The sequence below is a fragment of the Acinetobacter sp. 1124_18A genome (assembly GCF_052824995.1).
Genome location: NZ_VTDF01000001.1, coordinates 215,018 through 227,545, shown reverse-complemented (window position 1 = coordinate 227,545; position 12,528 = coordinate 215,018). Strand labels below are relative to the sequence as shown.

Here is a 12,528-nt window from a genome sequence, read left to right as displayed (position 1 = left end):
TTTATAAAAATAGGATTTAAAAATGAGAGATTTTTTTCTTAGCACTCACATTTCAAAAAGACTTGGATCAACTGAAAATGAAATTACGGCTCAATTAGAAACTTTAAAGCTGATGATTAAAGAAATTTCGGTAATTGACCCAGTTTTTGCTAACTGGTATGTAAACAACGCTGATGAGGATACTACTGAGGCTCCCCTAGACTATCCTTTTCCCTCAGAAAAAGCTCATAAGTATCTTTTTAATCTTAGAAATCTAGATAATTTTGAAAGTTTTTCACTATGGAATGGGTTAGAAGATAGCAGTCAATTTGTAAGCTTAAGATATGATTCGTTTGGCTTGATGATGATATTTAAAAAGGTTTTCAATACTGATCAAGTTATTCAATTATTTCAGGTTTTACTAAAATATGCTCATTATGATTATATTTACCTAAATACTTATTTCTCTGGTGATATAAACGTATTTCCACATAGGCTTGAGACGACTGCGGTTTGCTACGTGCCTGTTAAGATTGCAGAAGATTACTTACCGCATCTTTATAAAAAGGTTGAAGTAGAGAACCAATACAACACTGGTACCATTCTTGTGTTTGATGAAAAATGGGCGGATGAAACAGACGAATTGAAGAAAATAGTTCAAGAGAATTCGATTGCACTCGTTGAGTTAGGCGTTATTCCTGAAGCAGAATTGCCAGAAGGCTTTTTTGATGAATAATTCATAAAAACATTAAGCCCTCTTAAAGAGGGCTTTTTTATAGAAGATTACTCTCCCATGTGCTTAATAATCGCCTCACCAAATTCAGAGCAACGTAACAAGGTTGCACCCGGCATTAGGCGTTCAAAATCGTAAGTTACGGTTTTAGCTGCAATCGCTCCAGCAATTCCTTTAATGATCAGGTCAGCAGCTTCTATCCAGCCCATATCACGTAGCATCATTTCCGCAGAAAGAATAATAGAACCCGGGTTTACTTTATCCTGACCTGCATATTTAGGCGCAGTGCCATGAGTCGCTTCATAAACTGCAATTGCACCACCAATATTTGCACCAGGTGCAATACCAATGCCACCTACTTCTGCTGCCAAAGCATCAGAAATATAATCACCATTTAAATTTAGAGTAGCAATAACGGAGTAATCTGCTGGACGCATTAAAATTTGCTGTAAAAACGCATCGGCAATCACATCTTTAATAATGATGTCTTTACCAGTTCTAGGATTTTTAATTTGAACCCACGGACCACCATCAATTAGTTCCCCACCAAAACGATCTAGAGCCAATTCATAGCCCCACTCTTTAAATGCCCCTTCGGTGTATTTCATGATATTGCCCTTGTGAACAAGGGTTACCGAAGGCTTGTCATTTTCAATTGCAAATTGAATGGCTTTACGGACTAAACGCTGTGAACCTTCTTTCGAAACTGGTTTAATTCCAATACCACAGCCTTCTGGGAAACGGATTTTTGTGACACCCATTTCTTCTTGAAGAAACCTAATCACTTTTTTAGCTTCTTCAGAATCGGCCTTCCATTCAATGCCTGCATAAATATCTTCCGAGTTCTCACGGAAAATCACCATATCTGTTAATTCTGGGTGCTGAACTGGTGAAGGAACGCCTTCAAACCAACGTACTGGACGTACGCAAACATATAAATCTAATTCTTGGCGTAAGGCAACGTTGAGTGAACGAATACCACCACCGACTGGTGTGGTTAACGGACCTTTAATGGATACAACGAACTCGCGAAGTACTTCAAAAGTTTCTTCTGGCATGTAGCTGCCGTAAATTTTATTGGCTTTTTCGCCGCAATACACTTCCATCCATTCGATCGAACGCTTACCACCATAAGCTTTTAAAATTGCAGCATCTACGACTGCTTTCATGGTTGGAGTAATATCTACACCAATACCATCACCCTCAATAAAAGGAATAATTGGATGATTTGGTACGTTCAGTGACAGGTCTGCATTTACTTTAATTTTGTCGCCATCTGCAGGAACCACAATCTTCTGATAACCCATTGTGTGAATTCTCCCTTTTATAATACTTAATTAACTAAAAATAATTATCGATACACAATACTTTCAACTCTTCTTAACGCATAATAGCTTAATTGAATTTAATCATTTTTGGGATTTATATGAGAAATAATAAAATTTCTCACTTAAATAAACCTCAATGTTTTCTCTAGTTATTTGAAAGAAGAAGCCATTTTTTATGAAAATTGTCATTCTCAACAAGCCTTATGACGTTCTCTCCCAGTTTCGTAAAGACGAAGCGCATATGACCGTCTCTGACTTTGTTGATGACCCGACTTTGCGTTTGGCAGGCCGTCTTGATATGGACTCTGAGGGTTTAGTTTTTTTAACCGATCATGGTGGTCTAAATCAGTTCATTACCAACCCTGCGAATAAAAAATACAAAACGTATTTAGTTCAAGTTGATGGTGATGTCACTGAAGAAGCGCTCGAGCAGCTTCGTAAAGGTGTAGAACTAAATGATGGTATGACGCTTCCTGCAACCGCCATTAAAGTAAGTGAACCAGAATGGTTATGGGAACGTAACCCACCTGTACGTTTTCGTGCAAATATTCCAACATCTTGGATTGAAATTTCAATTTGCGAAGGCCGTAACCGTCAAGTTCGTCGTATGACTTCTGCGGTAGGTTTTCCAACTTTACGTTTAATTCGTACTAAAATTGGTTCAATTGATTTAGTTCAACTCGGCTTAAAACCTGGGGATGTTAAAGAAATTGAGCCTTTGCTTTACCCTGACTTTAAAGATGTGCCTGCTGAAGAACCTTATCGTTCACGTTCATACGTGAAAAAACCAGGTGGTACTGGCGGTAAACCAATGGTTCGTAAGAATAAAGACGGTTCTACGAAGAAGTCTGGTACAAAACGTATCTGGCAGATGGATGAAGGTGAAAAACCACGTCGTAAAACGAATGGTACAACTCGTCCAAGTGCTAAAGCACCACGTGGTCGTGGTCGCAATGATCGATAAGATGTAAATTTTCAAAGCTCACCTAGGTGGGCTTTTTTTTACGACTTTTATTTCTATAAATATAAAAAAGCCGGTGTATAAACACCGGCTTTTGAGCTAATTACTAACGAGTTAGTAATTAAGCATTAACAGTTGCAAGCACTGAATTAAATGTAGCGCTTGGACGCATTACAGCATCTACTTTTGCTTTATCAATTGCATAGTAACCACCGATGTCAGCTGGTTTACCTTGTACTTGAGCAAGTTCCGCAACAATTTTCGGTTCTTCTTGAGCTAAAGTTTTTGCAAGTGAAGCAAATTTAGCTTTTAACTCAGCATCTTCGTCCTGTGCAGCAAGTGCTTCAGCCCAGTAAAGTGACAAGTAGAAATGGCTACCACGGTTATCAATCTCACCTGTACGGCGTGATGGAGACTTACCATTATCAAGTAACTTGTCAGTCGCTTCATCAAGAGTCTTCGCAAGTAACTTAGCGCGAGCATTATTTTCTTTAATACCCATCTCTTCCAAAGAAGCAGCTAGAGCAAGGAACTCACCTAGCGAATCCCAACGCAAGTGGTTTTCTTCAACAAGCTGTTGTACGTGTTTTGGCGCTGAACCACCTGCACCAGTTTCGTACATACCACCGCCCGCCATAAGCGGAACGATAGATAACATTTTCGCAGAAGTACCAAGTTCCATAATTGGGAACAAGTCTGTTAAGTAGTCACGTAAAATGTTACCAGTCACAGAAATCGTATCTAGACCACGTACTACACGCTCAAGTGTGTAACGCATTGCACGAACTTGAGACATGATCTCAATATCAAGGCCATTCGTATCATAATCTTTTAGATACGTTTGTACTTTCTTGATCAATTCATTTTCGTGTGGACGGTACGGGTCAAGCCAGAAGATCGCAGGCATGCCTGAGTTACGTGCACGAGTTACTGCAAGTTTTACCCAGTCACGAATCGGAGCGTCTTTAACCTGACACATACGCCAGATATCGCCTTCTTCAACATTTTGAGTCAATAACACTTCACCAGTGTCAAGATCGGTAATGTTTGCAATACCAGCTTCTGAAATTTCAAAAGTCTTGTCGTGAGAACCGTATTCTTCAGCTTTTTGAGCCATCAAACCAACGTTCGGTACAGTACCCATAGTCTTCGGATCGAAGTTACCATGCCACTTACAGAAGTTGATCATTTCTTGGTAAATACGAGCAAATGTTGATTCTGGCATAACAGCTTTAGCATCATATTGCTTACCATCAGCACCCCACATTTTACCACCAGCACGGATCATAGCTGGCATAGAAGCGTCAACGATGATGTCGTTTGGTGAATGGAAGTTAGTGATGCCTTTTGCTGAGTCAACCATTGCGAGCGCAGGACGGTGTTCTTGACAAGCATGTAAGTCTTCAATGATTTCTTCACGTAATGACGTTGGAAGAGTTTCGATTTTCTCGTATAACCCAGCCATACCGTTATTGACGTTAATACCTAATTCGTCAAATAACTTACCGTGTTTTTCGAAAGCTTCTTTGTAGTAAATTTTCACACAGTGACCGAAAACGATCGGATGTGAAACTTTCATCATTGTCGCTTTTACGTGTAGAGAGAATAAAATTCCCGCTTCTTTACAATCATCAAGTTCTTTTTCATAGAAATCACAAAGTGCTTTCTTGCTCATGAACATTGAATCAATGATTTCGCCGTCTTGAAGCGCAACTTTTGGCTTAAGAACAATGCTCTTACCACTGGTCGTGATAAGTTCCATTTTCACATTACGTGCACGGTCAAGAGTCATTGATTTTTCACCATGGTAGAAGTCACCTTCTTCCATATGTGAAACATGAGTTTGTGACCACTGTTTCCACTCGCTCATTGAATGAGGGTGTTTTTTTGCGTAATTTTTAACTGCTGCTGGAGCGCGGCGGTCAGAGTTACCTTCACGAAGGACAGGGTTTACTGCTGAACCAAGGCACTTACCATAACGAGCTTTGATTGATTTTTCTTCTTCAGTTGCAGGATTTTCCGGATAATCAGGAATTGCATAACCTTTTGATTGAAGCTCTTTGATACATGCAGTTAATTGCGCAACAGACGCACTGATATTCGGGAGTTTGATAATGTTAGTATCTGGATCTTGTGTAAGACGACCAAGCTCTGCAAGGTTGTCGGATACCTTTTGCTCTTCACTTAGGTATTCAGCGAATTCTGCGAGCACACGTGCAGCTACAGAGATGTCACTTTTAATAATCTCGATGCCAGCTGGCTTAGTAAAGGTCTCAATGATCGGCAGTAGCGAATAGGTCGCCAATAGTGGCGCCTCGTCAGTCAGTGTGTAAATAATAGTTGACTTTTCACCAGCCATATATAGCCCCTTCCGTTTGATTGAGTGTTGAGGACCGAGCTTTTGGCCCAGTGCCTACGAACCGATATGCTTAAATAAAACCCTGAGAGTATCGGCTCTCATTGCCTTCCAGTCAACGAAATATCCAGTGATAACGACATTTCGTAGCGAAATAATACATAATTCAAATATGTAGATAATTTTCTGATATCTAAGTCATTGTAATACGCACATTCAGATCACTTTTCAGGCATTAAACATCATTAAATTACATGAGATATCTTTCAGTGTTCTGACAATTATTATACTTTTCATTCAAAATAAACTCAAAGGTAAAACGGATTTCACCATTTGGACGTACTTAAAAATAAAAACCGATGTGCAAAACATCGGTTTTTTATAAACTATTTAGCTTTAATCTAAGCTTTTAACCACTTTTCAGTTTTAGCTTGATCTTCAACTATAAGTTCAACTTCAGTTAAATCAGATGTAGCGAAATCAACTTCAAAAGATATTAACTCATCACGACGGAAAGCAAAGACAGTATAAGTGCCACCCTGTTTTGCATACTTCTCGATAAGCTTAGTGGATGCTTTTAAACCATCAATTGCAATAATCACATCATTGGCAGAAATACCTGCTTTTGCTCCAGCGCTCTCACGTCGAGCACTTTGCACAAGCACACCTTCTGGCTTATCGGCAAGTTTTAAGCCTAATGGCAAAGATTTATCGGTTTTAACTCGATAGCTTAAACCAAACTCAGGAAGCAATTGATCAAGCGGTAATTCATCAGTCGTATTAATCAAATGATTAATTTGTTCAATCCAACTATCACCCGTCAGTTCTTTACATAAATCAAAAATGGTTCTTTCGTTTACTTGCATACCATTTTGAGTATTTTCATATAATCGACGCATTAAAGCATCAAGACTAGAGCCACGTAGACGTAAACCTAAATCTAGGCACAACGCAACTAGAGCACCCTTATTGTAGTAACTGGTGCCAGCGTTATTCGAGTTTTCATCTTGACGATAAAATTTAATCCAAGCATCAAAACTTGATTCAGCAACTGTTTGAACAAAACGGCCTGGGTTTTGTAAATAGCGATCAATTTGTGCTTTGAGTAAATCAAGATAAGACTTCTGAGAAATTACGCCACTACGCAATAAAATCAGGTCGTCATAATATGAAGTAAAGCCTTCAAATATCCAAAGCAAAGAGGTATAGCCTTCTTGATGCAAATTATAATTTGCAAAGTTTTCTGGGCGGATAAACTTTACTAACCATGAATGAAAATATTCATGACTACATAAGCCTAAAAAGCGTTGATAGTCTTTAGAAGGTTCAGTTGGTTCATTTGATTTTGGCAAGTCGTCACGCGGTGTAATCAAACTTGTGCTATTGCAATGCTCTAACCCACCATAACTATTCCCTGTTGCCATCGTCATGAAGGTATAGTTTTTAAATGGCGCTGAACCGAACATATTTATTTCAGCTGCACAAATCTTTTCGATATCGGCTTTTAAGCGATCGGTATTGGCATTATGAGGGCCAGAAATTACAAACTCATGTTCAATGCCATGTGTTTCAAAACCAAAGCGCGTTTGATCAGCCAGTTCAAATGGACTATCAATCAGTTGATCATAATGATCGGCTTTTAAAGTAAAGCGCCCTTTGACTAGACTTTTTGAAGCTAAGCCCGTTGCTAACTGAAAATGCTTTAATTCATCTGGCAAGAAAACTTCGACTTCACAAGCAGACTGTTCCTGCCCATCTAATGCTAAACATACACATGCTGGATTAATATATAGGCGTGTCTGATCGACATATGCACCACGTACCGACAAATCATATGCATAAACATCATATTCAATCGTCATTAATTCGTGATCTGTATTAAATAAACGCCAACGATTCTTGCTCGTTTTTTTAATATCCAACATACGTCCAGCTTCATCGTAAGCTTTAACGGATTCAATATGTTTTGAGAACTCTCGAATTAGATAACTACCCGGAATCCACGTTGGCAGCCAAAGTTCCTGATTCGGATTGGCTAAAAAACGAATTGTTACGTGAACAAGGTGCTGTTTGTAATCATCGAATTCGATTTGATAATGCAACATAAATTCTTCAATTTAAAATTAGAACGGTTTCACATTAGATTATCACTTTTTTGTATCGACTTGCGTAGATGTATTTTTTGGCAACAATTCCTACTAGCCTTCCACTAAAAAAAGGCATAGCATGCTGTGCATCTGTGTCCCGTATTTGCCAGTAAAAGTTAAGGTCATCCGTGAAATTTTTTCTATCTCTTTTTACCCTCTTCAGTATTTTCTGCACTACCCTAACCAATGCTGCGTTACTCAATATTGCACCTGAAAGTGTTGAAGCCGCTGCATGGACTATTGTAGATACTCAATCGGGTCAAATTATTGCCGAGCATAATAGCCATGTGCAACGTGCACCAGCATCTTTAACCAAAATGATGGTTGCCTATATTGCTTTAAAAGAGATTAAAGCTGGAAAGCTAAAAAAAGAAGAAATCATTACTGCAACACCAGTGGTAGGTGTAGTGCAGTGGGATGAATCACAAATGTATCTTAAAGCTGGTGAACAAATTTCTGTTGATCAGTTATTGGCAGGTTTAATTGTGATGTCTGCAAATGATGCAGCCGTGACTTTAGCTGAAAAAATTTCTGGTGATGTTCCCCATTTTGTACAACGTATGAATCAGGAAGCTCAGGCTTTGGGTATGAAAGATACTCATTTTAGTAACGCTCCTGGAATTACGATGCCTGATCATTACACTACGGCTCATGATTTAAGCTTATTAGGTCAGGCTGTCGTTAAACAAACGCCTGAATATTTGCATTATTCAAAAATGCCAAGCTTTAGCTACAACCAACGTTTTCACCATGCGACTAACCTTGCTTTGAAATATGACCCATCTGTTGATGGTCTAAAAACGGGTTACACTAAAGCAGCGGGTTATAATTTGGCATTAACAGCTTCGCGTCCTTCATTTTCATCTGACTTAGCTCAAAGACGTTTATTGGTTATTGTTTTAGGCACACCAAGTGCAGTAAAACGTGCTGAGATTGCAGATAAATTAATGAATCTTGCTTATGCATATACACGCGATGAAGTGATTATTCCTGAGCAAAAATTAATTGCCGAACTACCTGTTGTAAAGTCGACTTTAAAGATGTTTAAGGTAGCAACAAAGCAACCCACGATTGTAACGACTTCTTTATATGCTGACCCAACACCAATCGACTTAAATAATTTTGATAATGTAACTCAGCGCGTTCAAGTACTAGATAGCAACCTACAACCAAAGGTTATTGCTCCGCTCGAAACAACTCAAACACACGTCAATATTGAACTCAATGAAAAACAATTAACTGCGCCGTTAATGAAAGTCATGAGCTTAGCAACAGTATCTATTTATCAAAATAATCAACTGATCCGTAGTCTTCAAATTGAAGATAACGTGCATATTGAAGAAGCCAATATTTTCCAAAAAATCATGATGTGGTTTTCTGGCCTTTTCTCTATTTTTTCATCGAGTGAACATAGTGCCGCAAAACTCTACCCTGTAGACTCGCACTAAAAACATAAAATTGTGCACAGACGCACAATAAATTTTATAAATAAAAGATGGCATAATTCAGCCATCTTTTTTTATAGAAAAATAATTAGGTGAAAAAAATGGCCCAAAATTTACATCATATTGTAATTGTTGGTGGCGGTGCTGGAGGCTTAGAGCTTGCAACACAACTCGGTGAAACTTTTGGGAAAACTCATAAAGCAAAGATTACCTTAGTTGACCAAAACCTAACGCATATCTGGAAACCACTGCTTCATGAAATTGCTGCCGGATCTCTAAATCCACATGAAGAACAAACTAACTATTTTGCACATGCAGAAAAACATCATTATGAATTTGTGCTCGGAACATTAGTTGGAGTTAATAAAGATAAAAAGTTAATTGAGTTAATTCCTCCTCAAGTGTCTAAGGATCAACAGACTCATCCGCAAGAACTAAGTTATGACACGCTTATTTTAGCGCTTGGTTCAGTATCAAATGACTTTAATACCACGGGTGTACGCGAAAACTGTCATTTCCTCGATAGCAGAAAGCAAGCCGATGTTTTCCAGCAAGATTTATTACATCTTTATATTGAAGCTCAAAATCAGCCAAATCAGCGGACTTTAAATATTGGAATCGTTGGTGCGGGAGCAACAGGTGTAGAACTTGCAGCAGAGTTAATTGAAACAACCAAAAACTTTTATAAATATGGCTTAAAAAAGATTCACCCCAACCAAGTTAAAATTACTCTCATTGAAGCCTCTGAGCGTATTCTACCTGCTCTGACGGATAAAACTGCCGAACACAGTGCCGAGCAACTCAGAAAAATGGGCGTTGAAATTTTAACTCAACATCGCGTTGAAAAAATTGATGAACATTGCATCTATTTTAGTAATGGCAACCAATTAAAAAGTGATATTACGGTATGGGCCGCGGGCGTAAAAGCACCTAAAGTATTAGAAAATTTCACAGATTTTAAACGCGATAACATTAACCGTTTAATGGTCTATGCAACTTTGCAAACCTATTCTGACCCAAATGTTTTTGCCTTTGGTGACTGTGCTCATTGCCAACTGGATGCAAGACACCCGCCACTTGGCCCGCGTGCTCAAGTTGCAAGCCAGCAAGCGAGCTTTTTAGTCGATGCTATCGCTGCCCGATTAAACAATCGTTCACAACCAATGTTCACGTTTAACGACAAAGGTTCGCTCGTGTCTTTAAGTCGTAATAAAGCCGTTGGAGAATTACTTGGTGATGTGAGTGTACAAGGCTATATTGCAAAAACCATGTACGTATCACTCTATCGTTTACATCAAGCAACGATTCATGGATACACTCAAGCTGGATTACTCACAATGAAAGATTTACTTACAAGACGCGTACGTCCAAAAATTAAGCTGTATTAAGTTGAATTTTTTAAGTTCACCCCTATTTAGATAAAAACGCATCAGAAAAAGTGACAAAGATTAAGATTTTGTAGTCTACAAAATTTATTTTTCACTTTATGATGTACGCTTTAATTGATTGAATGGATCAAAAACATGACTGCTATTGCAAATAACCACGTGGTTTCATTCCACTACAAATTAACAAACGCTGAGGGTGAAACACTTGATCAATCTCAAGGTGAACCACTTGCCTATTTGCACGGTGCAGGCAATATCATTCCTGGTCTAGAAAATGCATTAGCAGGTAAAACTGTTGGTGAAAAATTCACTGTTAATGTACCAGCAGCTGAAGGTTATGGCGAATATAACCCTGACCTAGTACAAGAAGTTCCAGCTCAAATGTTCCAAGGTGTTGAGAACATTCAACCTGGTATGCAATTCCAAGCTCAAACAGATGACGGCGTTCAGATCGTAACTGTTAAAGCTGTTGAAGGCGACAACATTGTTGTTGATGCTAACTTCCCACTTGCTGGTCAAGATTTAACTTTTGAAGTTGAAATCGTAGAAATCCGTGAAGCTTCTGAAGAAGAATTAGATCACGGTCATGTACACGGTGCAGGTGGTCACCACCACTAATTCATCTTTAGATGAAGATAAGAGCAAAGCTTCGGCTTTGCTTTTTTTATGTATTTATTTTTATATAATATCTTGATAATAAACCTCTAACTCACTCAACTTTATAAGGGTATCTTTCATGTCAAACGTAAATCAGCTGATTTGGTTTCGTCAGGATTTGAGAGTTCGGGATCATGCTGCTTTATGGCATGCTTGCCAACAAGGACCTTCAATTGGGTTAGTTATTTTGTCGCCTGAGCAATGGAAAATACATCACGATGCACCTATAAAAATTAATTTCTATTTACGTCAGCTTCAACAACTTAAAAAAGAATTAGAACAGCTGAATATTCCACTTATTATTCAAGTGATTCCCCACTGGAAAGATATTGCAGATTATATTTGCGAACTCACACATCAACTTCATGTCGAAAATGTTTACTCAAATATAGAAGTAGGCGTGAATGAGTTGAAAAGAGATAAAACCGTACAACAGGCTTTAAATCAGCAGAGTAAAGAACTTTTTTTATTTCATGACCGTACGATTTTCCCTTTACGTTCCATTCGTAATCAGTCACAGCAGCCCTATCAGGTTTTCGGGGCATTCAAAAAGGCATGTTATTCGAAACTAGATATCAGCGGTTTGCCTCAGTGCTATCCAATTCCTGAAAAGCAAAAAGCCAAACCAGAGCCCGATTCAAATATAAAAAGTTTAAGTCTAGATAATATCGAAGCTTTTTTTGACTCATCTATTTTTAAAGAGCAACAAGATTTATGGCCAGCTGGAGAAGATTTTGCTCTCGATCAGCTCGATATATTTATTGAAGATCATTTATCTGATTATAAATTAGAACGTGACTTTCCAAATGTAAAAGGAACCAGCCAACTTTCCCCATATTTAAATCTTGGAATTTTGTCTATCCGTCAATGTTTACAAGCCCTTTTCCGAGCTCAACATGGCAACTTTCATCTGGCAAACGAAGGCCAGCAAACATGGTTAGATGAGCTTATTTGGCGAGAGTTTTATCAGCATATTTTATTTGATTTTCCCCATGTTTCTAAACATATTCCGTTTAAAAAAGATACTCTGAAAATTAAGTGGAATCATAATCCAGAGCACCTAACCGCATGGCAAAATGGCCAAACAGGTATACCGATTATTGATGCGGGCATGCGTCAGCTACAAAAAACAGGATGGATGCATAATCGTGTCCGCATGATTACCGCTATGTTTTTGTGTAAAAACTTACTCATTGATTGGCGAGTTGGTGAACAATGGTTTATGGAGCACTTAATCGATGGTGATTTAGCAGCGAATAATGGTGGTTGGCAATGGTGTGCCTCGACAGGAACTGATGCTGTACCCTATTTTCGAATTTTTAACCCTATTGCTCAATCTAAGAAATTTGATCCAAACGGAGACTACATTCGTCAATGGGTGGATGAGTTAGCTCATCTAGATAATAAAGTGATTCATGAACCCTACTCAGCTAAAACTAATCTTCAGTTGAATTACCCCAAACCGATTGTTGACTTAAAGGAAACTCGTATTAAAGCAATTGAAACTTTCAAGAGTATTTAGATAAGAGTTGCG

The 12,528-nt window shown here is 38.4% G+C and carries 9 protein-coding genes; 6 read left to right on the top strand and 3 right to left on the bottom strand.

Annotated features, from left to right (window positions below; all coding sequences use genetic code 11):
* Positions 1–22: 22 nt before the first annotated feature.
* The gene (locus tag FY048_RS01055; protein WP_446089813.1) at positions 23–715 is read left to right on the top strand and encodes a hypothetical protein; all 693 of its coding nucleotides are present in this window, start codon (positions 23–25) and stop codon (positions 713–715) included.
* Between the two features lie 47 nt (positions 716–762).
* On the opposite strand, the gene icd is transcribed toward FY048_RS01055, so the two are convergent.
* Positions 763–2,019 (bottom strand): NADP-dependent isocitrate dehydrogenase, encoded by a 1,257-nt coding sequence (gene icd / locus FY048_RS01050; RefSeq protein WP_446089812.1) that lies wholly within the window; start codon positions 2,017–2,019, stop codon positions 763–765.
* 196 nt (positions 2,020–2,215) lie between these two features.
* Between icd and FY048_RS01045 the strand changes: the two genes are divergently transcribed.
* Positions 2,216–3,004: an rRNA large subunit pseudouridine synthase E gene (locus tag FY048_RS01045; protein WP_016137415.1), complete on the top strand. Its 789-nt coding sequence runs from the start codon at positions 2,216–2,218 to the stop codon at positions 3,002–3,004.
* A 118-nt stretch (positions 3,005–3,122) separates the two neighbouring features.
* Here FY048_RS01045 and FY048_RS01040 read toward each other — a convergent pair whose 3' ends face one another.
* Positions 3,123–5,360: an NADP-dependent isocitrate dehydrogenase gene (locus FY048_RS01040; protein ID WP_446089811.1), complete on the bottom strand. Its 2,238-nt coding sequence runs from the start codon at positions 5,358–5,360 to the stop codon at positions 3,123–3,125.
* Positions 5,361–5,758: 398 nt separating this feature from the next.
* Entirely contained in the window at positions 5,759–7,462 is a 1,704-nt protein-coding gene (locus tag FY048_RS01035) for a M61 family metallopeptidase (RefSeq protein WP_446089810.1), read from the bottom strand.
* 170 nt (positions 7,463–7,632) lie between these two features.
* Here FY048_RS01035 and FY048_RS01030 point away from each other — a divergent pair, with 170 nt between their 5' ends.
* From FY048_RS01030 to phrB, 4 genes are all read left to right on the top strand, one after another.
* Entirely contained in the window at positions 7,633–8,952 is a 1,320-nt protein-coding gene (locus tag FY048_RS01030; RefSeq protein WP_446089809.1) for a D-alanyl-D-alanine carboxypeptidase PBP6B, read from the top strand.
* A gap of 98 nt (positions 8,953–9,050) precedes the next feature.
* Positions 9,051–10,337 carry an NAD(P)/FAD-dependent oxidoreductase gene (locus tag FY048_RS01025; protein WP_446089808.1) on the top strand — a complete coding sequence of 429 codons (1,287 nt, stop codon included), beginning with the start codon at positions 9,051–9,053 and terminating at the stop codon, positions 10,335–10,337.
* A 135-nt stretch (positions 10,338–10,472) separates the two neighbouring features.
* Positions 10,473–10,955 (top strand): FKBP-type peptidyl-prolyl cis-trans isomerase, encoded by a 483-nt coding sequence (locus FY048_RS01020; protein WP_016137410.1) that lies wholly within the window; start codon positions 10,473–10,475, stop codon positions 10,953–10,955.
* A 118-nt stretch (positions 10,956–11,073) separates the two neighbouring features.
* Positions 11,074–12,516 (top strand): deoxyribodipyrimidine photo-lyase, encoded by a 1,443-nt coding sequence (gene phrB, locus FY048_RS01015; RefSeq protein WP_446089807.1) that lies wholly within the window; start codon positions 11,074–11,076, stop codon positions 12,514–12,516.
* The last annotated feature ends 12 nt before the right edge of the window (positions 12,517–12,528 follow it).

Coding starts and splice junctions, on each gene's coding strand:
- FY048_RS01035 (WP_446089810.1), bottom strand. CDS start 7,462: ATGTTGCATTATCAAATCGAATTCGATGATTACAAACAGCACCTTGTT.
- FY048_RS01020 (WP_016137410.1), top strand. CDS start 10,473: ATGACTGCTATTGCAAATAACCACGTGGTTTCATTCCACTACAAATTA.
- FY048_RS01055 (WP_446089813.1), top strand. CDS start 23: ATGAGAGATTTTTTTCTTAGCACTCACATTTCAAAAAGACTTGGATCA.
- phrB (WP_446089807.1), top strand. CDS start 11,074: ATGTCAAACGTAAATCAGCTGATTTGGTTTCGTCAGGATTTGAGAGTT.
- FY048_RS01040 (WP_446089811.1), bottom strand. CDS start 5,360: ATGGCTGGTGAAAAGTCAACTATTATTTACACACTGACTGACGAGGCG.
- icd (WP_446089812.1), bottom strand. CDS start 2,019: ATGGGTTATCAGAAGATTGTGGTTCCTGCAGATGGCGACAAAATTAAA.
- FY048_RS01045 (WP_016137415.1), top strand. CDS start 2,216: ATGAAAATTGTCATTCTCAACAAGCCTTATGACGTTCTCTCCCAGTTT.
- FY048_RS01025 (WP_446089808.1), top strand. CDS start 9,051: ATGGCCCAAAATTTACATCATATTGTAATTGTTGGTGGCGGTGCTGGA.